Here is a 24,371-nt window from a genome sequence, read left to right on the forward strand (position 1 = left end):
CATCGCTGTAGGTCTGCTGGCGGCCACGCCTGCCTGTCGGCGCAGCGTCCCAGCTCATCTCGGGGTCGAACCAGATCGTCAGCGAACCCCGGCGCTTGAGCGCATCGTTATAGGCTGGCCAGTTCCTAGTCCTGTAGGTCGGGGAGGTGGGTCTGCTCATGCACCCCAGCTACCATATTGGATTCACGAGATGAATCCCTCACGGGATTTGCGCAACAGAGCCTTTTCAAATGCTTAAGCAAATTAATCACTATAAGCGTGTATCATTTCTCAAAACAAAGGGTTGTGTCGCGAATGTGGTGAGAATTGCCGAGCAGCGGGCTCCGAGCATGTGAGATTGGCTCCAGTCAGGCGGCGAGGTCAAGGGACATCGGCACCAGAGGCTGAGAAAGGGTTTCCCAGCCATCGACCTTTCGCATCTGGATCTGCCCTGACGCCAAGAGCGCCCAGAGCAGCATCGGCACGGTCTCGGCGCAGGGGAGCACGGTCTGGGTCTTGATGCGGCGGCGGAACTCCTCGTTCAGACGCTCAATGGCGTTGGTGGTCCGTGCGGATTTCAGTTGCGACGGATCGAAGCGGGTGAAGCTGAAGAGGCGATCGCCGGCCTCCTTGAGGCCCCGCCCTGGCAAATCTCTGCCCACGGCGTTTCAGGACTGGTCGAACACTAAGGCCGCCTACCGCTTCTTCTCCAACGGAAATGTCAGTGAAGATAAGATTCTTGAGGGCCATTTCGCCGCCTCTGCCCTGCGTATCAAGGCAACCGACGGTCCTGTCCTGATCCTGCAGGACACCACAGAATTTTCGTTCAAACGCGCTTCGCCGGAGAAGATCGGGTTTACGAAAGTGTCGACCGGCCGCAAGCTCAAGGAAGGCCGCTACCAGAAGCATGCGATCTGTGGGCTCCTGATGCATGCAAGTCTGGCGATCACACCAGAGGGCTTGCCGCTCGGGCTGACAGCGGCCAAGTTCTGGTCGCGTTCAAAATTTAAGGGGACCGCAGCGCTCAAACGCAAGATCAACCCGACCCGCGTCCCGATCGAGCAGAAGGAAAGCATGCGTTGGCTGGACAACCTGCGCCTGTCTACCGAGTTGGCAGGCGCACCTGAGCGCTGCGTGCATGTCGGAGATCGGGAAAGCGACATTTACGAACTCTACTGCCTCGCAGAGGAGATCGGGACGAACTTCGTCGTCCGGAGCTGCGTCGTTCGCCTGGCGGAGGATGGCACCACAACCATTTCCAAGGTCATGGCACAAGTGCAGTCCAGCGGCACGCACGAGGTCCGGTTCCGCGACGCGCAGGGCAAAAACCATTGCGCGATGCTTTCGGTTCGGCCGCCCCAAGATTGACCGTCCGGCCGCCGATCGGTAAGCAGCGGCAATACCGGCACCAGGAGCTCCAGATCATCCATGCCGAAGAGCTTAACCCGCCTGAAGGCCGATCACCCATCTTTGGGAGGCTGATCACGAACCTGCCGGTCGCAACTCACGCGGACACGGACGCGGTGCACAAACTTGAATGGTATGCGCTGCGCTGGAAGATTGAGACGTTCTTCCGAACCCTGAAGACTGGGTGCCGGATCGAGGAACTCCGTCTTGCCACGGCCGATCGTCTGGCCAACTGCATTGCACTGTGCTGTATAGCCGAGAGACACCGGCATCAGACCCTGCGGCAGTTTTTACAGACGAAGAGCGCCATCTACTCGAATGTGCAACGCCGGACAGAATGCGCCAGGCATCGCACGACCTGGCGTTCTATGCACGGCTCGGCGGCTATATCGACAGAACGTCCGACCCGCCACCTGGGACCACAGTCATCTGGCGGGGCTTATCGCGTCTCTCTGATCTCCTCGAAGGAGCACGCATGGCAAAGCCGCCGCCGGAAACTTATGGGTAATTGCAAGCCGGTGAGGGCCGTCTGCCCCGTTTTTGCAAATAGGCTTAAGGCATTGCCTTATGTCATATTCTACACATTCTCCCTCGATCGAGATTTTCACCGCCGATGAAGTCGGCCGGCGTCGCCATTGGAGCGATGAGGACAAGCTGCGGATTGTAGAAGATGGCCGCCAACAATCTCGCGAGACTTCCCAAACTGCTGACCGCCTGAGGCCGGGAGGCTCAGCCAAGCATGCATATTGCCTGGCGAAGAAGGCACGGCGGAACAACAGTTTCCGTTTCCACCCAGCTCTGCCCCATGCCTGCACCTCGATTATTCGGTGCCACATGACGAATCATGATCGCTTGTGCTCAGGCAAGGCCAAGTGGGTAGGTGACCACTTGTGGGTAATTGCAAGCCTCACCGCAAGGATACGTATCTCTAAGGGCTGCGGACAGTGGATCGAGAAGAGCTTTTGAATGCGCCGCCGTTGACACCCCTTGGCAGACCAATCGGATGTGGGGCCCCAAAAGCCCTGAGCACGGCGAATACGGAAAGTCGATCATGCCACTCAGAGGGTATATGGCCAGACGGCCGCCCGATTTCATATGACCGATCTCTGGTTCGATGGCGCTCCGCCGTTCCAGCAACATCGCCAGCGCCAGACGTAATTCTTCGGCGCTGACTGATGATCAGTCGCCGACATTCCAAATCGGTCGTCGTCCTCTCTTGAATGAATCTGATTTCGGGACTGACAGCGGCTCGCCGAACTGTGCCCAGAACCCGGATTTTCGCCCATGATCGGCACGGAGCTTCGCGCGATACGCCTCATGAGCATCGAAATCCGCAGGTCGCGCAGGATCCGCATCCGCTTCTGCGGCAAGCAAATCAAGCTGGCGCAGATACTTCGCCCCGTGCCCATAGGCCTTGGAGCGCGCCCGCCGCAGGATATCATCAAGAAGCGCCCGGAAAAGGATGCTTGCCGCCAGCGGATGCTCGTGCTGCAGTTGATCCGCAACCTCGGGCAGGATGTGCCAGTCGCGGCCCTCCCATTGCGCATGCCTCGCTACAACAAGTCCGGCCGCCAGATCCCGCCGCGGCCATGCGAGGAAGAAGTTCAGCGCGGCCATGGTGTCCGGATGCGCCAGAGCCAGCGTCATGGCCCGTTCTTCCGCCTCCATATCCTCGAAGTCCGGCAGCATCTTCAGATGCGCCCGCAGCAGGACCGGTGCGAGCGTATCGCGGAAGCGGTCCCACAGGAGCGCCAGCGCCTCTGGCGTGCGGTCCAGCGCCCGCAATATCCGCGCCTCGAGTTCGGACTGCCGAACCAGCGGGCTGCGATCCGGCGGATCTTCGTCCTCGTCCTCGATGCCGAAAGGCTGAAGATGCGCTTTAGGGCCACCGCGCCGCACCCAGTCGAGCGCCTCGGTGAGCCGCCCCGCATCCAACAACCGGCGCGCGATATCGAGCGTGTCGCGATCCCTTTCCGGTTTTTCCGCCTCAATGGCGATCAGCCGGTCCAGATCGCCGGATGCGGTCGCGATCATTTGCCGGATCTCTCGCCATTGCCCTGTCATGGAAAAGAACCAGCGTTCCCGCGCGCGCTGGCCTGCCTCCGCCGCGTCACGCTCCGCGATCCGTTCAGAAAGATCGGCATCCCAGATGGCCAGCACCTCGGGTGAGAGGTGTGGCACCACCTGCTCGGCAATCGGCTTCAGGTATCCGTGTTCCGTCTCGCCAAGCGCGGCCATGATGATCTGCGGCAGATTCGCGCTTGAAAGCCGGGCAGAAACCGACCCCATGGCCTCTATGGCCTGCCAGTAAATGTCTTGGAGCTTACCGGAAGAATCGTCGACACGCTGGAAGACCTGATCGTGGGTTGCTATGAAGCGGATCAGCCGCGATGCTCCGAGATCGGCGCCGGCGGGGCAAAGCTCCTTGACGATGCTGTCGCACAGCCCCTGCAGATCATCCCTGAATGCGCGCTCCTTGTCCCAGTCGATGAAGGTGCGCGCCCGCTCAAGTCCCGAGAGCCGCCGGTCGATCAGCTTCGTTATGGCTTCCGGCCCGGACTTGCCGGCAAGCGCCGCATTCACACGGCGTTTGAAACCTGCATTGACATGCACCTCGTCGAAGACAAGTTCAGCCAGCTTTTCTGCGCCGAGGGCGGTGAGGGATTCTTTGGAGAGGGCGGGTTTACGGGCCATGGGGCTTCCGGGCATAATGGGTCATGGTTTGATGCCGGATACGGGGCAGACGGACAATGAGCCAGCAGTGTGCGGTAATACCGGCCTCGTTCTGGGCGTCCAGAACCCGGACTGCCACATTCGCTTCAGCAAAACCCTAGATCACCCCGCACGAGCAACTGGGCTTTCTGCCCCAGCCAGTATCGATGGCATCCAAAACCAGTGCCTCTCTCCACAAAGGCGTCTTGCGACAGATCCGTTGGGGTCGATCCGCATTTGCAACTGTCCTGAACTGGACAAGTCCCACCCATTTCAGCGGTTCAAGAACAGACTGGCGGAAGTTGATGAGCTCTCGCCACCTGTCATGCGATCGCTCATCGATTGGCCCATAGAAGGCTGAAAACACGCGTTCTTCAATCGGCTCCAGATCGAGGATCTGGTTCATGACGTTCAGCCAGATGTCCCAATTGCCCGCGACACCTTCTCCGAACCGCGAAAACCCCGCATGGTCGATCTGGAGGACAAACATCGGGACGATCGCGTCGAAGAGCGCGCCGGGCTTGCCGAGAAGATCTGTCCCTTTCTTCGTGATCAGGAAGCGCCCCTTGTGGTGCTGAGCAAGGCGGGACGAGATCAGCAGGTAGTGCAGCATCTGCAGCGGCGGGAAGTCATGCTCGTTCAAGGCACGCCCCAGGGCATAAGGCTGATCTTTTCTTTCCCGCGGCCAATCGAATTCCGCCAGTGCCCAGGCAACAAAACTGCGCTTGAAGGCCTTGGTCTGGGTCAGCTCAATCCCGCCGTGCTCGGCCGCATATCCCAGAATGAGACGCGCACCCCGCAGAATCGGGGAGCATCCAAGCACTGCGTGCTCGTCGGGAATTGCTCTGAATGCCAGCACCTGGAGGTCTCCGTCTTTGGCGCGTTTCTGGCAAAAGTGGACCTGCGCGCCAAATTGATCCTGGGTCGGACGGCCAGCAACCTCAAGGCGCAAAATTATTTCGGCGCAACCATTGCGGAAAAAATCCCCTTTGTTTTCATTACCCTGGCACCCAGGCCGTGGCTAAGTCCTGGATTTTCCAGGGAAAATTTTGGCGCTATCCACATGAAATCTTCCAGGGGGGGCTTTTGCGCCCACCGAAGTGCTTTATCTTCCGCCTTGTGAGACATGAGAACCGGACCAATGACGATCCAGGACAAGACCACAGATGCGACGAAGATCGGGGCGAAGCCTTGCCAAGGCGCCGCCTCGATTCGAATCGTTGATGCGGTTTCCCACAGCCACTGGGCACTGGGAGGCGGCTTTGCCGTGATCGGGTTACGGTCTTTCGTGTCTGCGGAATTGGGAAAATCAAACCCGTCCCAATTCTCACAAACCCAGACCATGCAAATGGAGCCTTCAGCCTTGTCAGCTGGCTCTGATTTTCCCCCAGAAAAGAAAATGCCAGCCAAGGGGTTGCAACACCCCTGCCCTGACCTCGCGGTCTCGGGGCGGCGAATAGATGATTTCGTCAAATGCCGAAGCGGAGGTTTTTCCGAGCTAAGGCACTGATAACAAATAAAAGACTCTGAATCTGGATAAATCCAGGGCAAGATCCTGCGCAGTCTTCAAATGCGTGCGGAAGCCTTGATGGGTTTGGCAGACAGGCAGAGGACCATAACGAAAACCAGAAGAAGCATCGACCTCACGTCGGCGCATCATACGGCTTGTTGCGATCTCGGGCATCAACCCGGGATCGAGGATCACACCTGACTATGCCTCAAGGCTGAACGAAGTCCTCAGGACTGCGAACGGAAGAGGCTTGTCCGACGAGCAGCATGAAACCGGCGCCACACCTCCTCCCTCCCGCCAACGCGATGCGCGTTTCAGCGGCCGATACCGCTTACCCTCAGGGGATCACAGATGAAGCTCAAGGATGCAAAGAAAGTCACAGAACTCGGGGCAAAAGCACCCCGCAAGCCGCCATTCAGGCAGAAGTGCTCGCTGCGCGATCGCCTGAATGCCCATGCGGTCCTTGCCGAAAATGCCCGCAAGGAACAATCAGGCTTGCGGGCATCACGGGGGAGCACCTCTGACCGCTACACAGATCGTGCATCCGCGGGAATTTCGCATCGCAGCATCATCTGCAACCTGCCGGTTCCAGCCCAAGGCGGACAGATCCTTATCCTCGACAGCCGGCTTGAGCGCGACCATGCGCTGGCCCTGATGTTCAACCCTGGCGTTCGCTATATCGAGGAACAGGTTGGGTTTAACTGGACGGAAGGTGGGAAAACCTTCACCCACTATTTCGACCTGTTGACCCTTGGCCACAATGGCGAGGCCATTGGTTGGTCAGTTCGTCCCAAATTTCGTTATGATGGCTCGACGCTTTCTCAGAAGCTGCCAAAAATTGCCGAGTATGCTGTTTGCACTGGGCAGTTGGACGCTGTTCGCCTTCTGACAGATCAGCATATCAATCCCACCGCGACGGATGACGCGCTGCTGATCCTCTCCGTGCGAGAGGATGACGAGGTGGCACAGGAAGCCGTGCGCGCTGCTCTGACAGAAGCACAAGCCCCTGTTTCCTATCAGGATTTGATTGATCGTGTTCAGCTTGGCCGCCGCGGACGTGATGCCATCCTTCGGTTGCTTGGGCTGCGCGTCGCAAGGCTCCACAGCTACGGGCTCAGCCATGGAAATGCCCTGATCAGTCTTCGGGAGGGCCTGTAATGGGAGCGAACTCTGCTTTGGCACCAGCCATGAAGACCGTGCGCATTCCTGGCTATTCTGACATCTGTGACCGCTACGCAGTGGGCGACATTCTGAACATCAACAGTGTCAGATATGCCGTCTGCGAAATCAAATCCCGAGGCATCTCTCTGCTTCGGCAGGATATCGATGGCGCAAAGCCGGAACTCTTCTCACCTGCGCAGCTGCATGAAGCTGAAAGCAGCTTCGGCTTTCGCCATAATTCCGGGCTCAGACTAGGAATTTTGCCGACAGATCCTCGCCTGACCCTGGCCTCGGCACAGCCTGCACATACGCTGTGTCGGACCTACATCAAGATCCAGTTCATACAGAGGTTCAATGACCTTCATGAAGGCGGAAAGATCAAGCGACGGGCCAAGCTGACTGGTGATGAGCATCGCTTGCTTCGTCAGACAGTAAAAGAAGACAGCACGAAGCATTTGGAGAACCTCGACAAGCACCAGCGACTGGAGATCGAGGTCGAATATTTTGGCAGCGGCTCATTCCCCTCGGAACGCACAATCCGTGACTGGACCAAGCGCTACTCTACCGACGGCGCCTTGGGCCTGGTGCGGAAACTGCGGTCCGACAGCAGCAGACGGTCAATGTCGGATGCCGCGCTCTGGATGATGGTCAGAAACGTCTTGAAGTTTCAATGCCGGAGCCGCCCACGTCCATGTGACATCATCCGCTGGACGAAAGATGACTTTCAGGCGGCCAATCTTGACCGTGAAGCGAACGGTTTAGAGCTCCTGAAATGCCCCAGCGATCAAACCATTCGCTCTGAAATCAAGAAGCTGGACCCTTTCCAAACCTGTCTGGCGCGCGAGGGGATGTCAGTCGCCCGGGCCAGATTTGGGTCTGTCTATGGCAAACTTCTGGCTGCTCGGCCTGGGCAAATCGTCATCATTGATGAGGTTACGCTGGATGTGCAAAGCCTCAAGAAAGCACCGGGGCTGAAGCAGCTACTGGCTCCGGCAGCTCTCAAGAAAATGGGCTGGGACGGCGGAACCGGCCGTCTGCATCTGACTGTGGCGATTGACGTGAAGACGCGGGTGATCCTCGCGGCCCATATCAGTGCACATCCGGCTGCCGCGTCCGCCTTGGCGACACTGCAAATGATCATGACCGACAAGAGCTACATGACGGAGCTCTTTGGTCTTGAAAAAACATGGCACATGCACTGTCGTCCGGAAATAATCTATACCGATCATGGCCCTGCGTTCAGGGCCGGCGATTTCATTGCAGCCGGCGGTGAATTCCAGATTACGATTGAGAAATCGCCTGCCGGCATTCCTCAGATGCGTGGTCATGTCGAGCGGGCGGTTGGGCGGCTGAATGTCGAAGTCTCCACCGGATCCCCTGGCGCGACGGGGAGGAACATTGCCGAGCGCGGAGATCGCAAACCTGAGAAGGATGCGGCACTTACCCTCGACCATTTGCAACATCTCGTGCTGCTCTGGATCGTTGATGCCTACCATCATACGCCCCATGACGGCCTGGGCGGTGCTACTCCGGCTGAGGTATGGGACTCTTACCAGGGCGCTGCTGATGGGCCACGTCCCCTGCCCGAAGAGGACCAAATGCGGATGGTATTCGGCACTCCCGAATTCCGCACCGTGCAGCGTCAGGGTATCTTCTCCAACTACGTCTACTACCACTCCATAGAACTGGCCGAATGGTTCAAGCGTAACGACGACCACAGGGTTGAAGTGCGCTCATGGGACAATGACATCGGCGCCATTTCTGTGCTCCTCGATGGCAGCTGGCATACGCTGGAATGCACGGATCCACGCGCCAAAGGCCTGAACGGCGTGCAATGGAGAGCCGCAAAGTCTCGGACCCGTGGCGTAGCCAGGGCTGCGTACCCATTTGACTGCATCCTCAGAGTCTACAGAAAGATGGATGCGGTGAAGCAAAATGCCCGGAGCTCGCGTGGGCTATACATCCAGGCGCCATCCCCCGAGGAGCTTGCTGCAGCCGAGCACGAGACCACCACGGGCTTCAGGCAGGCAGCCCTGCGTGCAAGCGGACCGTCCGACAAGATGCTGCAGCATCCCGACCAGCTTCCCGGAGAGCGGGTGCCAAGTGCAGACACAGTGAGCGAACGGCCGCAGACCGGGGGCCGGATCCTCCATCCTACTGAGGCCTACCTGGCACGGAAAGGAAGCGACCAGCCTCACAGGCCGGAAACGCCACCCCCGACATCTCTGCGCACAAGGCCTGCAAAGCCGAACGATCGCGCTGAAGCGGCGCCAGACAACGAGTGGAAACTCACCCCGGCCCAAAACCCGGCATCCAAAGGAGACAAACCCAAATGAACACGCAGATCGAAACCGCTGATCAGCTGCAAACTGCAGCGCTGCCGACCTCCGTTGACGCTGTGCTGGAGGGGCTCCGGCAGATGCATGTCAGCACGGAATGGGATACCCAACTGCGCCGCCATTTCGATCGGCTGCTTCAAGTCAAAGCCGGCGGTGGGCTTACAGCGCGGCCAGCGCTGTTCGCTCAGGGTCGGGAAACAAGGGGCATTCTGGTCACGCACGCGCCGGGGGGCTGCAAGACGACCCTGGTCAATCACATGCTGAGGACACACCCTGCGCTCAGCAACCGGCAGCACTATGTCGAGGCAACTGTTCCATCCCCTGCAACCCTGGGCGCGCTTCTGCGGATTATCCTGACCAACAGCGGTTACAATCTCGTCAGTCACAAAGACGAACCCCTGAGCCTGACCGAACAATTGAAACGTCGCTTTGCCGCCCAGCAGACCGGGGTTCTCTGGATTGATGAAGCCCAGGACCTGAAAAGTGTGGGCAAGGACAACATGCTCAGAACGATCAAGAGTTTCATGCAGGCGCCCTTTCCGGTCATCGTGATCCTGAGCGGCACGCCCGATCTTCTCAAGATCATCGAGAGCGACGAGCAGCTGGACCGCCGGTTTTCAAAGATGAAGCTACCCGCGCTGGACCCCTACAGCTACGCCGACAGGATCCGATCGATCATCGAAAGCTATGCTTCTGCCGCTGCTCTGGGGGTCGCAGTCGGTGATGACTTGCCACAGCGGCTGATCCACGGATCTCGCAATCTGTTCGGGCGCTGCATCGAAAACATCATCGGTGCGATTGAGATGGCTTTACGTGAGCGCGACACGTCCCTCACGGATTTCCATTTTGCCGACTACTATGAACTGCAGGAGGGATGCAGTCCCGAGAGCAACGTCTATCTCAATGAATATTGGGCCGATATCAGGTTTGGAGTTCACGATGAGGAGGAAGACGCGCCGAGAAAAGGCCATCGATGGCGCTGACTTCAGACCCGAATGACTTCAGATTGAGCGAACCAAAGGACCGGCACTGTGCCGGTCCTTTTTTATGTGCCGGGTCTCAAGGCTGATGCCCAGCCTGGCAGAATATCCCTGAACGCCTGGCAAAATAACTATGATCTGCAAAATGATGCCAATCAAGTAATTGATATTGTTTACTTAAATATCGCCGAATTTGCAGCTTGGCAAAAGTGGTCTTGTTTTTACAGCCAGCTTTCTGCAAAGTCGGTTTCTGCTGTTCTCCCGATGCTTCTGGGTTTTATCGGGGGCACTGTCTCTCTCTTCTTCCCGGCATATTTTCAGGCATTCTGCGCCGGGCTGGCCTGATGCGGCTTTCATCCATCGAAAAGACGGATCATGTCCGTTATGGCCGTGAGCCTGTCTCAGATTATTGGTCAGCAATCTGGCGGCTTGTGCCGTATCTGGACAGTCTTGGCTGGACAGAGGTTGATGACCTTCCCTTCGCTGCTGAGCTTGTTTGCGATATTTTTTGGGTCACCCATGCCGAATTGCGGGCTGACCTTAAAAAGGCGCGGGGGTCGTTCTGATGGTCGACCTTGCGGGAGCCGGAGCCATTATCAGTGGCCTCGGCGGTCTCTTCGGTAAGAAGCAAAAGCTCTATAAAATGGATGGCCAGATTTGGGATGCCGCACGCGGCGCTCGTCTGGCCTCTGAGGACTTTGGCTTCAATCCCCTGACGCTTCTCAACACGCCTACCAACGGTGGCACAGCCTATGGTGGTGGCCCCTCCATGGGTGAGAGCATCGGCAACGCTATGATGCTTCTCGCTGATAACCTCGGCGGGAAAGATAAGGGGATGGACCCTGCTGCCCAGCAGGTCACCCGGCTGGCTAACCAAAATGCAGAGCTTAAGCGCAAGCTTGACAGTCAGACCATTCGGCCCAAAGTAGGCGGGATCTATGCGCAAACCGAGGCTGTGCCTTCGCTTGCGTCCGCCTTGGGGAAATCGAATGGTCAACCAGCTTCTGGTTCTGTCTCTCGCGTCAATGCTTCTCGTGGTTCTGGGGCTGTTTCTGCAGACCCTTCTGGGTTAACACCTCTCCCCACTTCTGAGGCGACTGACCCTCGACGTAAAGTTGAGGATAGCCCTGTCAAAACCCACAGTGGCTTCATGGTCATCGATAACCCGTATTTCGGGCGCTTGCGCGTTCCCACTCTCGATGGGGATGAGGCATTGCAATGGTACGATTATCCAAGCCTTGCCGGGATTTATGCTGGCAATAAGGCATGGGATATCGGCACCAGCGTTGGCACCTATGGCCGTAACAAGTTCATTTCAAATTTTGGTCTGTCTCCCCATGATTGGTGGAACGGTAAAAAATATGATGTGAATCCTGACGGCTACAATGAGCAAGGGAAGCCATTCTGGCGCGTTCCGGGTGGGACCACTTGGAACCCTCCCAAAAAGCACCGCAAAAACCAATGAAGCGCTGCAAGAAATGCGCTGAACGCCGGGCCGCTTTGAAGCGGACCGCGAAAAAACTCATCATCAAAATTCGCCCGAAAGGAAAAGCTCAATGAGCTTCCAAACCCCTCGCAACACGCGCCGGGAGCATCGGACTATTGTCGATCGTACTCGCGCTGGAAAACTCAATCCCTGCATGGCTGTGGCCGTGCGCGGCAATGAAGGCGGGATGCTGTCTCAGTCCATCACTATGGAGCTGGACCCTATCGCTGGCCGTATGATCACGCCTATCACCGCAGAATTCATTTCGGTCTTTGTTCCGGTGCAGGCCATGTATGCCCTGCGCTTCCCGAATGATGCATATGCGGGGCTTACTGAGGTTCTGCGTGAAAAACTGGCCAACGGTGAAATCCTGTTCGGCCTCGACCATTCGCCGGGTGAAATCTCGGACCGGATGGGTATCAACCCGGTCAGTATCTCTGGCAATAAGCGCGTTTTGACTGCCGCGCTCTTTGCTCATAACGCGGCTGTCAATCATCTTCGCTTGCGCAAGTACACTTACGCAACGCAGCTTCTCGCCACGAATAATGTGGTCACCCCCGCCCTGATCGGTCAGACGGTCCTTGATCGCTTCAACGCTGTTCTTGATCCTGATGACCGTATCAACGGCGCTGTGCAGCTTGATATTCCGAATATGCAGCTGCCCGTTTCGGGCGTTGGCTTTGAAGCTGCTAACCCGGTTACGGGTAGCGTTGCTGCAAAGCTTGATGCTGGTTCTTCTGCTTCTCGTACTGTTCCTGTCGCAATGAGCGATAACACCTCGGGTCGTCGTCTTGCTGTTGAGAATTCTGGCACTGGCGCTACTCTTGCGCCGAAAGTTTTCGCTCAGTTGAATGGCCTTGTGGCCGGTGGTGTCTCTCTCTCGGATTTCTATAATGCCGAGAAAATGGATAGTCTGACTCGCACCATGCGCCAGATCGTGGATGATAATCCCGAATATGGCGAGGAAATGGTCCTTCGCTGGGCGCATGGCCTGTCTGTTGACAGTGGCAAAACTCCCTTCGTGATCCACCAGCAAACCCAGCAATTCGGCCGCAATATCGTTGGCGCAACTGATACCTCTGGTATTCAGACTGATGTTATGCGCTCTGATATGGGTCTCACCATGCAATTCTCGGTGCCGATCCCACGCACTGAGCTCGGCGGCATGATCGTCACATTCTGCACTGTGAAGCCTGACGAAACTATTTCCAGTCAGCCCCACCCCATTCTTTCCGAACCTTGGGGCGCTGATAACTTCGCCGCGGATGAATTGAAAATTGATCCTGTGCCGGTGACCATGCGTCAGCTTGACAGCAATATCCTTGCTGCAAGCGAAAGCACTGTGGCGGCTTATGTCGGCCATAATGAACTGAAAAAGACCTATGTCTCTTACGGTCTCTCGCGTCGTCTCGACGCCTCGACGGTCGAAAACAAAACCGCCGTCTGGCAGCTTAACGTTCCGCTGTCGGTCACGCCGAATAATATCCTCTATCCTGAAAACCTCTCGCACTATCCGTTCGCGGATCAGAATGCAGAGGTCTGCACTTACACGGTGACCAGCAACGCGGTCATTCAAACCCCGATGATCTTCGGTCCGACCCCGGTCGAAACCCTCGCCATCATCGGCGCAGAAGATATCTTCGAGCAGGAGTGATCATGAATATCACCGCTAAATCTTCCCTCGTCTCTGCAAAGGGCGGTCGCATCGAGTACGTCTCGCCGGACGGTGAACTTCTTCGTGCGGTCGACGTTCCGCCTGGCATCGTCTCCGCCCTGCAATATCTCCAGCTGGCCCCTGAGGGGGCCACTATGGAGATCGCCGAAGGCATCGAGGTTGTCTCGCCTCGCTCGTCTGTGGGTATTCAGGAATACGGTGAAGGCGCTTTCGAAAGCGGCGCTAACCCCGATTTCCGGCCCACCAGTGCGACCACTAACGCCCTGCAGATGGCGCTCTCTATGCGTAAACTCCAATCCATGTCGAAAACCATCGACGCCCGCATGAGCGCCCTGCAGAATATGGAGCGTATCCCGCAGAACCCTGCGCCCTCCCCTGCCCCTGAAACTGATCCTGTGATCGAGCCAGTCACGCCGGAGCCTGACCCGGCATGACATCACGGCGCTATGTGAAGCGCATCTGGCGCGTCCCGAAAGATCGGGGCGCGTTGGAATACTTCGCCACGCTCGTGGTGAAAGCGCTCGTCAAACACGGCTGGCCCGCAAAATGGGAGCCAGTCCTGACCACTAACGGCTTTGAAATTCAGAGCCACGATCACGGTAACAATCTGCCCCCTGACTTCCTTCACGCTGCCGAAATGGCGGTGCGGATCACTGCTCGCACCTATCGGGTCGATGTGGCCAGCTATGGCAACGTCTATGAGCTGGCCCGCAATTATGAAGTCACCAAAGGCGGGCATTTCAAGGAAGTGAAGCACTGATGTATTTCCATGGCAAAAATCGCGTCCCTGTAACCGAAGCAATTCTGCATTGCGCTGCGATCCCGACAGGTTACTTCAAGGGGGCCAGCCCCTTTGAAGTCTTCTCTAAAGTTAATCAGTGGCATACTGAGAGAGGCTTCAAAAACGGCTTTGGCTATCATGCTTTGATTATGCCAAGCGGCGTCGTCTATAAGGGGCGCCCTTATGACATGATCGGCGCTCATACCCTTGGGAAGAATTCCGGAACTATCGGCATTCTACTGATCGAGAGTGTAAAGATTGAGCGTATTGGCCAGTTTTATGACTACTTTACTGAGCGGCAGTATGGCGCTCTGAGGATCTTTCTTCGCCAGTTCCCGGGGCTGACTAAGGTCAGCGGTCATAATGACTACGCTAAAAGGCTTTGCCCCGGTTTCATGGTTAATTCTGATGAATGGCTCTTAACAAAGGGTGGGCTTCTTAGTCCTACCTATGCAGCGTGGGAGACCTCCGAAAGGCTGTATAATAATGATTATATCCATCTGCTTATGCAGAATGGTCAGCCCTCGCGCATTAATGCAGAAAGCTTCATTACTTACACCGGTAGCCATGATCATTATCTTTCCCTTGGTGGAAAGTATGATTTGCCTGTGAAGCCTGCCAAGAAAATCTGCCTGGAAGAAATGAGGCAAAACGCTCGAAAATAATTCCAGCCTCCCCGCCCGCCTAGTGAATACGGCGGGCGGGGTCCTGTGCATCCCTTGTTCCTGTATGCACTTAAAGACACTCGAAAGGCTCAATTCCCGTGTGTACTCGTCCGATCACCCAAGATGGCCGTACCTTTGCATGTCGCACCTGCGACGAATGCATTGCCACCCGCCGGCACGGATGGGTAGCCCGTGCCATGGCCGAAAAGGCCGAAAACAAGCACGCTCTCTGCGTTGCGCTTACTTACTCCGATGAAACCCAAGAGGGCCGGGACGGCGCTCGTTTCTTCTGCTATGCGGACGTTCGCGCTTTTGTTAAGCGCCTCAAGTCAGCCCTTCGCCGCGCGAAGCTCTCTGATACAGTCCGTTTCATTTGTGCCGGGGAGCAAGGCGACCGCAATGGCCGCTGCCATTGGCACATGGTTCTTTTCTCTGATGTGGATCTCACTCAGGCCGGGTCTATCTCTGGTAAATTCGGCCCTATCACTGACAGAGCTTCATTAATCAGCGTGGGCAAGCATATGCGTCGCCTCAACTGGTCGCTCTGGCCCTTCGGCTTCGTAACATTTCAGGAGCCGGATCAAGGCGGGATGTCCTACGTCCTTTCGTATTGTCTTAAAGACCAGTTCACTGTCGAAAATTCGCAAGGTACGATGCGCGAAGCAAAAGCCGAGAATTTCGCTACTGGTCTATTCAGAATGTCCAAGCGTCCAGCCATAGGCGAGCGCTGGCTCATTCGTAAAATGGAAGCCCTCGACGCCACCGGCTCGGTGCTTCCCTCTCTCAATATCAAAATCCCGGATTTCGCAGGCTATTGGCAGCCTAGCGGCTCGTTCCGCAAGAAGCTGCTCTGGCACCTCGTGGCGCTTAACAAGCGCTCTCTCTGGACCTATGGGCGCAATGCGCCTCAATGGTCCGCCCTGCTCTCAAGCTGCTCGGATAACGAGTCAGATATGGAAATCCTCAATGGCACGTTCATCGAAGAAAAAATCGACCCCAAGCACAAAATCACAAAGCTCGGTCGCCAGCTCGAAAGTTACTCAAACTTCCGCGACAAACGTCGCGCGGAGCAGGCTTCCGGACCCTGTATCTGTTATCAGTGCTGTAAGCTTGAAGACCCGCATACGCTCATTTCAGGAGGGCGTATCACTCGTATCGAATACGAGGGCGATGAGGTCGAATACTATTGGTACCACAAGGACCACGGTGTCGAATATTCCGTCCGCCACGAAAGTTGCAAATACCTCCCGGACGGTCCGTTCTGAGACCATTAACGCAACCCTAAAATCTCCTGAGCCGCAGACTTGCAAGGCTCGTCCTACTGATACCACCAAGAAGGGTTCAGGCGGTTCCCGCTCCTTCGTTCCATGGTGTGATCGCAAATCCTAATCCCCGGTAAGCTGGATCGTTTTATTCGGCGCTTTGCGCAAACGGTCTAAGTCGAGCTTACAGAGCCAAAGGCTCCCCCTCCCCTAAAACACAAGGGGGAGGGGTTGGGGGGTTCGGGGGGATAGGGGAGGGGGTGAAACCCCTTCCCCTGTCCCCCCGCGCTACGTTTCCAAGGGCGCTACGTTCAGCAGTTAGCATGGCCTGCCCATTCGCTTGCGCGCGCTGCATTCGCCCGATTAGAACAAGTAGCACTAAGCCCCGGTCACCGCTCTTTCCAAACAGGGCTGTAGGTGGCCGGGGCGTGGTTCGATTTGTGCAATGTTGCATAATGTAAAGTCTCGGTGCCGAGTGATATTGTTCCTGATTCGATCACGGCATAAAAAGTAGTCAACCCCTATTGACTCCCCCTATATCTTGTGCCATCCACAAGATGCGCTAATGTGAAAGTTGTCTTTTACACTTTTCATATTATGCGTTCAGTGCCATCTCAGCGCCGGAATTGTCAGGCTCAGGCAGATCGTGTCGCCTGAGCCTGTCGTGGCGTAGTCTTTCCATCAGGCAGTCTTTCCTGCCTGCGAACACATCGCCACAGAAATAAATACAATCCGGGTTCTGTCTGCTTTTCCGGGCTGTAGCGACCGATTTTTCAGATCGGCCCGAAGTGGCGGAAAGCGCGGTGGACGAGCTGGCCAATGATCATGTGGAATGTCAGCGCGATCAGGCTTACCATGGCAAGCGCCGCGAAGGTCAGGTCGATCTTCATGCGGCCATTGGCATGGATCATCACCGCGCCAAGCCCTTCGGAGCCACCCACCCATTCGCCGATCACCGCCCCGACAGGCGCATAGACCGCAGCGAGTTTCAGCCCGCTTCCCAGCATCGGCAGGGCCATCGGAATGCGGATATGCAGCAAGATGCGCCATTCCTTCGCCTCTAATGTGCGCGCAAGCTCGAGACAGGCCGAAGAGCTGCGCTCAAGCCCGTCGGAAAAGGCCGATGCCACGGGAAAAAAGCAGATCAGGGCGGCGACGACGATCTTGGGCGCCATGCCATAGCCGAGCCAGAGCGTCAGGATCGGCGCCAGCGCGAAAATGGGGATGACCTGGGTGACCAGCAGCACCGGCCGCAGGTTGCGGCCAAGGGCGGGAAAGGCGGTCATGGCAATCGCCAGAATGGCCCCCGCCCCGAGGGCAAAACCGGCGAGGATCTCGGTCAGGGTCCGCAAAGCGGCAGCACCCAGCAGCTGATGATGCAGGATCAGAGCCTCGGCGACGCGCCCGGGCCCCGGCAGCAGATAGGGCGGCAGGCCTGCCGCCAGGACCAGCATTTGCCACAGGCCCAGCAAGATCGCCCCGCACAGAAACAGCCGTCTCATGGCATCATGCCCTCAGTGATAAGCTGCGCAAGCAGGGCCGCCTGGCAGGCAAGGGTCGCAGCATCGCCCGGCAGGCGCGGCGGCTGGCTTTGCGGCGGGGGCAGCCCGGTCAGGCCGGTTTCGGTCAGAACAAAGATATGATCCGACAGGCGGGCGGCCTCGGCCGGATCATGGGTGACCATCAGCACCGTCCGTCCCTTCAGCAGCCCCGCGGCCAGATCCTGCATCATCAGGCGCATCCGCGCATCCAGCGCCGAAAACGGCTCATCCAGCAGGATGAGCGGGCGATCCTCCATCAGCACCCGTGCCAGTGCAACCCGCTGGCACTGCCCGCCCGAGAGTTCGGGCGGGTATCTGGCCCCATGTCCGGCCAGGCCGGTCTCTTCGAGGATAGAGGCGAGCCGGGCCTGATCGGGGCGCTCGCCGCGCAGGCGCGCGCCCAGAGCGGCATTCTGCCGGACCGTCAGCCATGGCAGCAAAGCGGGATCCTGGGCCATCAGGGCGAGCGGAACCCGGTTTTCTACCCTTCCCTGAAAGGTGCCGCCGATCGGCAGATCCGCGATCAGGCGCAGCAGGGTTGACTTGCCCACCCCCGACGGCCCCAGCAGAGAGGTCCAGCTGCCTGGCCGGAGCTGCAAAGTGAGCGGCGCGAAAAGCGGTCGTCCGGCCATGCAGACCTGACCCGACACTGTGACAGCTTTCATGCGCGGCCAAGGCCCCAGAACCCGGCCTCAAGCTCGGTCGCGGTGATGAAATGCCGCTCGAGGTCTTTCCAGCGTGGCAGATTTTGCGCCTCACCTCCCAGCCGCGAGCACACGGCCTGATCAATCAGCGCCCCGGTGTCACGACAAAGCTGCTGATATTCCGCACTGCCATAGGTTTCGATCCAGTCGCGATAGCGGGTCTCGCCGCTCTCGCGCAGCAATCTTGCGCCGATCTCGCCATAGCCCAGCACACAAGGCGCGAGGGCGGCCAGCAGGTCGAGAAAATCGCCGGAATAGCCGGTCTCCAGCACATAGCGGGTATAGGCCAGGTTTTCGGGGGCCTCGCGCGTCGCCTCGAGGATCTCGCGGCTGATCCCTGCGGCCTCGCAGCTGCGGATATGCAGATCCATCTCGAAATGCAGCAGTGCATGGACGGTGGCGCTCGCGGCCTTCATTTCCTCCAGAGAACCGGCTTTGACCACCGCCAGCGACCAGGCGCGGGAGAAATGGATCAGAAACACATAATCCTGCTGCAGGTAATTCAGGAAGGCGGCTTCGGGCAAGGTGCCGCTCCGCAGGCCTTCGACAAAGGCATGGCGGCTATAGGCCTGCCAGGTCTCGCCCGCCGCGGCCCGCCAGGCGGCAAAGCTTTCGCCGTAATCGGGGCCGCTCATCGCTTTGCCCCCGGATCAATGGCCAGTTTCTCCACCGGCAGGATCGAGGGGATCAGGCCCGCCGCATGCAAAAAAGCCTCAAAACGGGCATAGCGCCCGTGATCCAGCGCGGCCGGGCTATGGGCAAAGCGCGGCAGGGTATCGCTCCAGGCGCGGGCGTTCAGCTCATCGCTCAGATCGGGGCCGCTGGCGGCGAAAATCGTAAAAGCTTCCTCGGGATGGTTCAGCATATATTCACCGGCCTGCCCGACCGCCGCCAGAAAGCGGTTGATCCGGTCGTGATCAAGGCTTTCGGCATTGGCGATGAAGATCAGCTCGTCATAGGTGGGCAGGCCGTTTTCCTCAGGGTAGAAGCAGCGTCCCCCGGCCCCCGCGAGGCGCATCTGCGTCAGCTCAAAATTGCGAAAGGCGCCGATCACCGCATCGACCTGCCCGGTCAGAAGCGAGGGGGTGAGCGACCAGTTGACATTGATCATCTCAACATCGGCCATGGTCAGATCCACCGAGGCCAGCATGGCCGACATCATCGCCTCTTCGACCCCCGAGACCGAATAGCCGATCTTTTTGCCACGCAGATCGCCAAGGCTCTGCACCGGGCCATCCGCATGCACCATCAGGCAGTTCAGCGGCGTCGCGATCAGCGTGCCGACCCGGATCAGCGGCAGCCCCTCATGCACCTGAAGATGCAGCTGCGGCTGATAGCTGACCGCCAGATCGGCGCGCCCTGCCGCCACCAGCTTTGGCGGCTCGGTCGGATCTGCCGGGGCGATGATCTCAACCTCCAGCCCCTGATCGGCGAAGAACCCGCGTTCCTGCGCCAGAATGATCGGAGCATGGTCAGGGTTTACATACCAGTCGAGGATCAGCGTCAGGGGCTCGCTGGCCAGCGCGGGTGCGGCGCTGAACAGGCCAGTGGCCAGAGCAAAGGCGAAGCGCTTCAAAATCATGTAACATTCCTTTCCGGAAGGGGGAGATCGGCCATCAGAACGATGGGGCCAGTGCAACAGGGCCGCAGCCGCTCGGCCGCGCGCCAGGCGCGCAGGCCTGAGCGACAGACGAAAACCGCGCGCTGGCCCTGGCCGGGTTTCGGGCCGCTGGGGCCAAAGGCCCCGACGGGCAGGCGCAGGGCCTCTGGGGTGACCGGGCAAGGCGCTTCATCTGCCCCGCGCAGATCAACGACGAAATCTCCGGGGCGCAGCCCGGAGCGGGCGATGAAGGGAAAATGGCTGACCGGCTCGGGCGCGCTGTCAAAGCGAAAGCTGCTGCAGCGAAAACCCGTCATATCATAGCGCAGGATCTGCCCGAGGGGGGAGGGCTGCTGCCCGGTCAGGACCGCCAGCGCCATCTGCGCCTGCACCAGCCCCATCATGCCGACAACCGGGCCGAGCACACCTGCCGTGGCGCAGCTGGCAAGGGTTTCGGGCAGATCGGGAAAGACCGCGCGCAGCGAAGGCGCCCGCTGGCAAAAGCCGCCGACATAGCCCGAGAGCCCCAGAACCGAGGCTGAGATCAAAGGCCTGCCGCGCTGCAGGCAGAGATCCGAAAGCGTATAGCTGACCGCGAAACTATCGGCGCAATCGAGCACCAGATCCGCCGCTTCGATCAGGCCCGGGGCATTGGCGGGGGTCAGCCAGTCCAGCACCGGAACCAGGCTTACCTCCGGGTTCAGCCGGTGCGCGACCTCTGACGCCGCCAGGGCTTTGGGCTGGCCGATATGGCCGGCATAGATCGGCTGGCGGTGCAGATTGCCGGTCTCGACCAGATCGGGATCGACCAGGGTTATCCGCCCGATCCCGGCACCGGTCAGATATTGCAATACCGGCACGCCAAGCCCGCCTGCCCCCACAATCAGAACATGCGCCACGCGGATCCGCGCCTGCCCCTGCTGGCCGATTTCGGGCAGGATCTCCTGCCTTGCATAGCGGCTCATTGCGTGGCCGCCAGCCAGGCTCTGAGCCTGGCTTCGGGGGATGGGTTCAGGGTGATATCAGTCACGGCCGAGACGATATCGGCCCCGGCGGCAAAAGCCTCGGGCGCGCGCGCGATGGTCAGGCCACCGATGGCCACCAGGGGGATATCGCCGATCCGCGCCTTCCATCCGGTCAGCTTTGCGCAGCCCTGCTCATGCCATTTCATCTGTTTGAGGATGGTGGGCCAGACCGGACCGAGCGCGATATAATCGGGCGAAAGGGCGAGCGCACGGTCAAGCTCGGCCTCGTCATGGGTCGAGACCCCAAGGCGCAGCCCCGCCCTGCGGATGGCGCCCAGATCAGCGCTGTCCAGATCCTCCTGGCCCAGATGCAGCCAGTCGCAGCCTTCCTCAATTGCGATCTGCCAGTAGTCATTCACCACCAGGATGGCCCCGGCCGCCCGGCACAGATCCCTGGCGCGGCGGATTTCGCTCCGGACCTCGGGGGTCGGGCGATCCTTGATGCGCAGCTGCACCAGCTTCACCCCCAAGGGCAGCATCCTTGCGATCCAGCCGGCATTTTCGAAAATCGGGTAGAAACGGGGCAATGTCATGCAAGAAACGCCTTTCCGATCACCGGGGTAGAGGGCGCCGCCATATCCCGTGCCTCCATCGGATCGGCGCGGTAGGCCGCTGCCCCGGCCTCAATCGCCAGGGCCATGGCGCGCGCCATAGCCACCGGATCACCGGCCTTTGCCACCGCACTGTTGAGCAGCACCGCGTCATAGCCCAGCTGCATCGCCTCGGCGGCATGGCTGGGCAGGCCGATCCCGGCATCAACCACCAGAACCGCCTCGGGAAACTCTGCCCGCAGGGCCCGCAAGCCATAGGGGTTGTTCAGCCCGAGACCCGATCCGATCGGCGCGCCCCAGGGCATCAGCACCTCGCATCCGGCTGAGCAGAGCTTTTCGCAAAGGATCAGATCCTCGGTGCAATAGGGAAAAACCTTAAACCCTTCGGCACAAAGGATCTGCGCTGCCTCAGCCAGGGCAAAGACATCGGGCTGCAGGCTGTCGCTATGGCCGATCACCTCCAGCTTGATCCAGTCGGTGCCAAAGAATTCGCGGGCCATATGCGCGGTGGTGACCGCCTCTTTTACGCTGTAGCAACCGGCGGTATTGGGCAGGATATGGGTGCCAAGCCCTTTGATCAGTTCCCAGAATGCCTGGCCGCCGCCCTGTTCGCGCCGCAGGCTGACAGTGGCGATACCGGCTTTCGATTGGGCAAAGGCCCGGGCCAGAATGGCGGGCGAGGGATATTGCGCCGTGCCAAGCATCAGGGCGCTTTCCACCGGCGTGCCATAGAAGAGCGGCATGGTTCAGCCCCCCTGCATCGCGGCGAGAACCTCGATCCGGTCACCCTTGCAGATCGGGGTCGTGCCGCGCAGCGTCAGGGGCACGAAATCGCCGTTGCGGGCGGTGGCGACTTTGGCGCCAAAGCCCTGTTCGAGCAAAAGCGCCTGCAATGTCGCGGCCGCTGTGCACTTTACCTCGCCATTGAGAATGATCTCCATCAGGAAGCCTCCTTCATGAATTCGGGAATGGTGCCATGCGCGACATGGTCAGCGACCATGCCCGCCACCGCGGGCGAGAGCAGAAAGCCGTGGCGATAAAGGCCATTGGCGTAAAGCCTGCTGCCCTCGCGGCGCAGACGGGGCAGATTATCGGGAAAAGCAGGCCGGGCATCCGCGCCCAGTTCCAGCACTTCGGCCTCGCCAAAAGCCGGATGCAGCGCCCAGGCGGCGGAGAGCAGCTCCATCAGCGAGCGGGCGGTGATCACACCGCGCCGGTCGCTTTCAATCATGGTGGCGCCAAGCATGAATACGCCCTCGCCGCGCGGCACGATATAAAGCGGAATGCGTGGATGCAGCAGCCGCACCGGACGCGACAGGCTCAGCTCCGGGCAGCGCAACACCAGCATCTCCCCCCGCACGCCGCGCAGATCGGTCAGCTGGTCGCGGGCGGCAAGCCCCCGGGCGTCGATCACCAGACCGGCGGGGGTTGAGGGGCTTTCGTGATAAAAACCCACCCCCCGGGCGAGCAGTCTGCTCTGCAGCGCCTGCAGCGCTTTGCGCGGCGCCAGATGCGCCTCGTCCGGATAGAACAGGGCCGAGGAGAAGCGTCCGGCCAGATCGGGTTCCAGACTGGCAATCTGCGCCGCATCAAGGCTCTGATACCCGCGACTGCGACGGGCAAAACGGGCCAGCTCGCCCCTGTCGCGCTCTGGTGTCAGTACCAGGGTGCCCCGGCATTCGACCGCGCCGCTGTGGCGCTGCCACCAGTCGGCGGCCCTCAGGCCAAGACGCCTGACCGGCTCGGCGGCATCAACCGCCTCGCAATGCGGTGCCAGCATCCCCCCCGCCCACCACGAACAGCCAAGCGGGCCGGGTCCGGCATTTGGATCGACCAGTTCGATCTGGTCATATCCGCGCGCGGTCAGCTCGGTGGCGATGGTCAGGCCCATCACACCCGCCCCGAGAATGCGGATCCTCATGCCGGCCACCAGCTGTGGAAATGATGCACCGGCCCGTGACCAGAGCCGACCCCCAGCCCGTCGGCAGCCGCAATCGCCTTTTGCAGATAGCAATGCGCCTGGGAAACCGCTGCGCCGGTTTCCAGCCCCTGCGCCAGACCTGCGGCAATCGCCGCCGAGAGGGTACAGCCCGTGCCATGGGTATTGCGGGTGGCGATGCGCGGCGCGGTGAAAACCGCGGCCTCTGCGCCCAGCAAGAGATCGCTGCAGATCGCGCCCTCGGCATGGCCGCCTTTCATCAGCACCCATTGCGGCCCCATGGCCTGCAGGGCTCTGCCCTGTTCCAGCCGCGCCGCAATATCCGCCGCGCAGGGCAGCTGCAGCAGCTCTGCCGCCTCGGGCAGGTTCGGGGTCAGGACTGTGGCGAGAGGCAGAAGATGGTCGCGCAAGGCGCAGACCGCTTCGGCCTCAAGCAGCCGGTCCCCCGATTTCGCCACCATGACCGGATCGAGCACGAGGGGGATCTGATAGGGGGCCAGAGCTTCGGCCACGCTGCGGATGATTTCTGGCCCGCCCAGCATACCGATCTTGATCGCGCCAACCGAAAGATCATCCAGCACCGCGCCGATCTGTGCCCGGACCATCTGCGGCGGGAGGGCCGCAATGGCCGTCACCGCGCGTGTATTCTGCGCCGTCACTGCGGTCACAACGCTGGCGCCATAGACGCCAAGGGCCGAAAATGTTTTCAGATCGGCCTGTATGCCAGCGCCGCCGCCACTGTCGGAACCTGCTATTGTCAATGCTATGCCTGTCACATCGCCCTCAAAAACGGCCGACGGAATGGCATAGGAACCTGACGCAGGGCAGTATGCCCCGACGAAAACAAGCTACCCGTTCCCTCCGCCGGTATTAACCGGATCAGGTTCGATGGGTTAGCTTTCGCCTCTCAGCCCTGATGTCTCAGGGCACCCCAACGAGTAATCGCGGCGGATGATAGGGACTGAGATCCACATTGCAAGATCGAATATCAGAACAGATTGAAAATTATGAGATCCTGCGAGGCAGCGCCCGGGCCTGCACCCCCTGATCCCCG

Annotated in this window: 27 protein-coding genes, 3 pseudogenes and 1 riboswitch; of the genes and pseudogenes, 14 read left to right on the plus strand and 16 right to left on the minus strand. The window is 59.3% G+C overall.

Annotated elements, in window-relative coordinates; all coding sequences use genetic code 11:
• Together H0485_RS09815 and H0485_RS09820 are read right to left on the minus strand one after the other, a co-directional pair.
• The coding region (locus tag H0485_RS09815; protein WP_226935427.1) for a transposase at nt 1–160 on the minus strand (160 nt) is incomplete at its 3' end.
• Nucleotides 161–347: 187 nt separating this feature from the next.
• Nucleotides 348–614, minus strand: a pseudogene (locus H0485_RS09820) (transposase); the annotation flags it as partial.
• Here H0485_RS09820 and H0485_RS09825 point away from each other — a divergent pair.
• The 3 genes and pseudogenes from H0485_RS09825 (at nt 532) to H0485_RS21850 (ending at nt 1,894) form a co-directional block, all read left to right on the plus strand.
• Nucleotides 532–1,347, plus strand: a complete 816-nt coding sequence (locus H0485_RS09825) for an IS4/Tn5 family transposase DNA-binding protein (RefSeq protein ID WP_226935200.1) — start codon at nt 532–534, stop codon at nt 1,345–1,347. The pseudogene H0485_RS09820 and the gene H0485_RS09825 overlap by 83 nt on opposite strands.
• A gap of 155 nt (nt 1,348–1,502) precedes the next feature.
• Nucleotides 1,503–1,583 (plus strand): annotated as a pseudogene (locus H0485_RS21845) (transposase); the annotation flags it as partial.
• 47 nt (nt 1,584–1,630) lie between these two features.
• Complete coding sequence (locus H0485_RS21850) at nt 1,631–1,894, plus strand: IS4 family transposase (protein ID WP_226935429.1); 264 nt, start codon at nt 1,631–1,633, stop codon at nt 1,892–1,894.
• 504 nt (nt 1,895–2,398) lie between these two features.
• Here the strand turns inward: H0485_RS21850 and H0485_RS22000 are convergent.
• From H0485_RS22000 to H0485_RS09850, 4 genes and pseudogenes are all read right to left on the minus strand, one after another.
• Nucleotides 2,399–2,532: pseudogene (locus H0485_RS22000) on the minus strand (IS5/IS1182 family transposase); the annotation flags it as partial.
• Nucleotides 2,533–2,565: 33 nt separating this feature from the next.
• The gene (locus tag H0485_RS09840; RefSeq protein ID WP_226935201.1) at nt 2,566–4,080 is read right to left on the minus strand and encodes a DUF6880 family protein; all 1,515 of its coding nucleotides are present in this window, start codon (nt 4,078–4,080) and stop codon (nt 2,566–2,568) included.
• 136 nt (nt 4,081–4,216) lie between these two features.
• Nucleotides 4,217–5,050 (minus strand): hypothetical protein, encoded by an 834-nt coding sequence (locus tag H0485_RS09845; RefSeq protein ID WP_226935202.1) that lies wholly within the window; start codon nt 5,048–5,050, stop codon nt 4,217–4,219.
• Between the two features lie 2 nt (nt 5,051–5,052).
• Entirely contained in the window at nt 5,053–5,508 is a 456-nt protein-coding gene (locus H0485_RS09850) for a hypothetical protein (protein WP_226935203.1), read from the minus strand.
• Nucleotides 5,509–5,959: 451 nt separating this feature from the next.
• Between H0485_RS09850 and H0485_RS09855 the strand changes: the two genes are divergently transcribed.
• From H0485_RS09855 to H0485_RS09905, 11 genes are all read left to right on the plus strand, one after another.
• Entirely contained in the window at nt 5,960–6,766 is an 807-nt protein-coding gene (locus H0485_RS09855; protein WP_226935204.1) for a hypothetical protein, read from the plus strand.
• Nucleotides 6,766–9,105 carry a TnsB C-terminal domain-containing protein gene (locus tag H0485_RS09860; protein ID WP_226935205.1) on the plus strand — a complete coding sequence of 780 codons (2,340 nt, stop codon included), beginning with the start codon at nt 6,766–6,768 and terminating at the stop codon, nt 9,103–9,105. Before H0485_RS09855 ends, H0485_RS09860 begins: the two co-directional genes overlap by 1 nt.
• Complete coding sequence (locus tag H0485_RS09865) at nt 9,102–10,091, plus strand: AAA family ATPase (RefSeq protein WP_226935206.1); 990 nt, start codon at nt 9,102–9,104, stop codon at nt 10,089–10,091. The genes H0485_RS09860 and H0485_RS09865 overlap by 4 nt, the downstream gene beginning before the upstream one ends.
• A 48-nt stretch (nt 10,092–10,139) precedes the next feature.
• Entirely contained in the window at nt 10,140–10,433 is a 294-nt protein-coding gene (locus H0485_RS09870; protein WP_226935207.1) for a hypothetical protein, read from the plus strand.
• Nucleotides 10,433–10,654 (plus strand): hypothetical protein, encoded by a 222-nt coding sequence (locus H0485_RS09875; protein ID WP_226935208.1) that lies wholly within the window; start codon nt 10,433–10,435, stop codon nt 10,652–10,654. The genes H0485_RS09870 and H0485_RS09875 overlap by 1 nt, the downstream gene beginning before the upstream one ends.
• Nucleotides 10,654–11,553, plus strand: a complete 900-nt coding sequence (locus H0485_RS09880) for a hypothetical protein (RefSeq protein ID WP_226935209.1) — start codon at nt 10,654–10,656, stop codon at nt 11,551–11,553. Before H0485_RS09875 ends, H0485_RS09880 begins: the two co-directional genes overlap by 1 nt.
• Before the next feature lie 91 nt (nt 11,554–11,644).
• Entirely contained in the window at nt 11,645–13,228 is a 1,584-nt protein-coding gene (locus H0485_RS09885) for a hypothetical protein (RefSeq protein ID WP_226935210.1), read from the plus strand.
• A 2-nt stretch (nt 13,229–13,230) separates the two neighbouring features.
• Nucleotides 13,231–13,683 carry a hypothetical protein gene (locus tag H0485_RS09890; protein WP_226935211.1) on the plus strand — a complete coding sequence of 151 codons (453 nt, stop codon included), beginning with the start codon at nt 13,231–13,233 and terminating at the stop codon, nt 13,681–13,683.
• A complete protein-coding gene (locus H0485_RS09895) occupies nt 13,680–14,009 on the plus strand; it encodes a hypothetical protein (protein WP_226935212.1) in 330 nt (109 codons plus the stop codon). The genes H0485_RS09890 and H0485_RS09895 overlap by 4 nt, the downstream gene beginning before the upstream one ends.
• Nucleotides 14,009–14,695 (plus strand): N-acetylmuramoyl-L-alanine amidase, encoded by a 687-nt coding sequence (locus tag H0485_RS09900; protein WP_226935213.1) that lies wholly within the window; start codon nt 14,009–14,011, stop codon nt 14,693–14,695. The genes H0485_RS09895 and H0485_RS09900 overlap by 1 nt, the downstream gene beginning before the upstream one ends.
• Before the next feature lie 197 nt (nt 14,696–14,892).
• Nucleotides 14,893–15,960, plus strand: a complete 1,068-nt coding sequence (locus H0485_RS09905) for a rolling circle replication-associated protein (RefSeq protein ID WP_226935214.1) — start codon at nt 14,893–14,895, stop codon at nt 15,958–15,960.
• 770 nt (nt 15,961–16,730) lie between these two features.
• Here the strand turns inward: H0485_RS09905 and H0485_RS09910 are convergent.
• The 10 genes from H0485_RS09910 to thiD are packed head-to-tail and all read right to left on the minus strand — an operon-like array spanning nt 16,731 to nt 24,078.
• A complete protein-coding gene (locus tag H0485_RS09910; protein ID WP_226935215.1) occupies nt 16,731–17,459 on the minus strand; it encodes an ABC transporter permease in 729 nt (242 codons plus the stop codon).
• The gene (locus H0485_RS09915; protein ID WP_226935216.1) at nt 17,456–18,163 is read right to left on the minus strand and encodes an ABC transporter ATP-binding protein; all 708 of its coding nucleotides are present in this window, start codon (nt 18,161–18,163) and stop codon (nt 17,456–17,458) included. Before H0485_RS09915 ends, H0485_RS09910 begins: the two co-directional genes overlap by 4 nt.
• The gene (gene tenA / locus H0485_RS09920) at nt 18,160–18,837 is read right to left on the minus strand and encodes a thiaminase II (protein ID WP_226935217.1); all 678 of its coding nucleotides are present in this window, start codon (nt 18,835–18,837) and stop codon (nt 18,160–18,162) included. The genes H0485_RS09915 and tenA overlap by 4 nt, the downstream gene beginning before the upstream one ends.
• Complete coding sequence (locus tag H0485_RS09925) at nt 18,834–19,778, minus strand: ABC transporter substrate-binding protein (RefSeq protein WP_435531492.1); 945 nt, start codon at nt 19,776–19,778, stop codon at nt 18,834–18,836. The genes tenA and H0485_RS09925 overlap by 4 nt, the downstream gene beginning before the upstream one ends.
• 2 nt (nt 19,779–19,780) lie before the next feature.
• Complete coding sequence (locus H0485_RS09930; RefSeq protein WP_226935219.1) at nt 19,781–20,767, minus strand: HesA/MoeB/ThiF family protein; 987 nt, start codon at nt 20,765–20,767, stop codon at nt 19,781–19,783.
• Entirely contained in the window at nt 20,764–21,360 is a 597-nt protein-coding gene (locus H0485_RS09935; RefSeq protein WP_226935220.1) for a thiamine phosphate synthase, read from the minus strand. Before H0485_RS09935 ends, H0485_RS09930 begins: the two co-directional genes overlap by 4 nt.
• Nucleotides 21,357–22,121 (minus strand): thiazole synthase, encoded by a 765-nt coding sequence (locus H0485_RS09940; protein ID WP_226935221.1) that lies wholly within the window; start codon nt 22,119–22,121, stop codon nt 21,357–21,359. Before H0485_RS09940 ends, H0485_RS09935 begins: the two co-directional genes overlap by 4 nt.
• A 3-nt stretch (nt 22,122–22,124) precedes the next feature.
• Nucleotides 22,125–22,319, minus strand: a complete 195-nt coding sequence (gene thiS / locus H0485_RS09945; RefSeq protein WP_226935222.1) for a sulfur carrier protein ThiS — start codon at nt 22,317–22,319, stop codon at nt 22,125–22,127.
• On the minus strand, nt 22,319–23,299 hold the full coding sequence (locus H0485_RS09950; RefSeq protein ID WP_226935223.1) for an FAD-dependent oxidoreductase: 981 nt from the start codon (nt 23,297–23,299) through the stop codon (nt 22,319–22,321). The genes thiS and H0485_RS09950 overlap by 1 nt, the downstream gene beginning before the upstream one ends.
• The gene (gene thiD / locus H0485_RS09955) at nt 23,296–24,078 is read right to left on the minus strand and encodes a bifunctional hydroxymethylpyrimidine kinase/phosphomethylpyrimidine kinase (protein ID WP_255613478.1); all 783 of its coding nucleotides are present in this window, start codon (nt 24,076–24,078) and stop codon (nt 23,296–23,298) included. Before thiD ends, H0485_RS09950 begins: the two co-directional genes overlap by 4 nt.
• Before the next feature lie 78 nt (nt 24,079–24,156).
• Nucleotides 24,157–24,261, minus strand: a riboswitch (TPP riboswitch).
• Between the last annotated feature and the right edge of the window lie 110 nt (nt 24,262–24,371).

It is taken from the genome of Pseudogemmobacter faecipullorum, from assembly GCF_020539525.1.
Taxonomy (GTDB): Bacteria; Pseudomonadota; Alphaproteobacteria; order Rhodobacterales; family Rhodobacteraceae; genus Pseudogemmobacter; species Pseudogemmobacter faecipullorum.

Bases quoted from the DNA above. Each gene is read 5' to 3' on its own strand.
- H0485_RS09885 (WP_226935210.1), top strand. From the start codon at position 11,645: ATGAGCTTCCAAACCCCTCGCAACACGCGCCGGGAGCATCGGACTATT.
- H0485_RS09940 (WP_226935221.1), bottom strand. From the start codon at position 22,121: ATGCCGCTCTTCTATGGCACGCCGGTGGAAAGCGCCCTGATGCTTGGC.
- H0485_RS09910 (WP_226935215.1), bottom strand. From the start codon at position 17,459: ATGAGACGGCTGTTTCTGTGCGGGGCGATCTTGCTGGGCCTGTGGCAA.
- H0485_RS09840 (WP_226935201.1), bottom strand. From the start codon at position 4,080: ATGGCCCGTAAACCCGCCCTCTCCAAAGAATCCCTCACCGCCCTCGGC.
- H0485_RS09875 (WP_226935208.1), top strand. From the start codon at position 10,433: ATGCGGCTTTCATCCATCGAAAAGACGGATCATGTCCGTTATGGCCGT.
- H0485_RS09825 (WP_226935200.1), top strand. From the start codon at position 532: ATGGCGTTGGTGGTCCGTGCGGATTTCAGTTGCGACGGATCGAAGCGG.
- tenA (WP_226935217.1), bottom strand. From the start codon at position 18,837: ATGAGCGGCCCCGATTACGGCGAAAGCTTTGCCGCCTGGCGGGCCGCG.
- thiS (WP_226935222.1), bottom strand. From the start codon at position 22,319: ATGGAGATCATTCTCAATGGCGAGGTAAAGTGCACAGCGGCCGCGACA.
- H0485_RS09900 (WP_226935213.1), top strand. From the start codon at position 14,009: ATGTATTTCCATGGCAAAAATCGCGTCCCTGTAACCGAAGCAATTCTG.
- H0485_RS09890 (WP_226935211.1), top strand. From the start codon at position 13,231: ATGAATATCACCGCTAAATCTTCCCTCGTCTCTGCAAAGGGCGGTCGC.
- H0485_RS09880 (WP_226935209.1), top strand. From the start codon at position 10,654: ATGGTCGACCTTGCGGGAGCCGGAGCCATTATCAGTGGCCTCGGCGGT.
- H0485_RS09950 (WP_226935223.1), bottom strand. From the start codon at position 23,299: ATGAGGATCCGCATTCTCGGGGCGGGTGTGATGGGCCTGACCATCGCC.
- H0485_RS09905 (WP_226935214.1), top strand. From the start codon at position 14,893: ATGGCCGAAAAGGCCGAAAACAAGCACGCTCTCTGCGTTGCGCTTACT.
- H0485_RS09860 (WP_226935205.1), top strand. From the start codon at position 6,766: ATGGGAGCGAACTCTGCTTTGGCACCAGCCATGAAGACCGTGCGCATT.
- H0485_RS09930 (WP_226935219.1), bottom strand. From the start codon at position 20,767: ATGAGCCGCTATGCAAGGCAGGAGATCCTGCCCGAAATCGGCCAGCAG.
- H0485_RS09935 (WP_226935220.1), bottom strand. From the start codon at position 21,360: ATGACATTGCCCCGTTTCTACCCGATTTTCGAAAATGCCGGCTGGATC.
- H0485_RS09855 (WP_226935204.1), top strand. From the start codon at position 5,960: ATGAAGCTCAAGGATGCAAAGAAAGTCACAGAACTCGGGGCAAAAGCA.
- H0485_RS09915 (WP_226935216.1), bottom strand. From the start codon at position 18,163: ATGAAAGCTGTCACAGTGTCGGGTCAGGTCTGCATGGCCGGACGACCG.
- H0485_RS09865 (WP_226935206.1), top strand. From the start codon at position 9,102: ATGAACACGCAGATCGAAACCGCTGATCAGCTGCAAACTGCAGCGCTG.
- H0485_RS09895 (WP_226935212.1), top strand. From the start codon at position 13,680: ATGACATCACGGCGCTATGTGAAGCGCATCTGGCGCGTCCCGAAAGAT.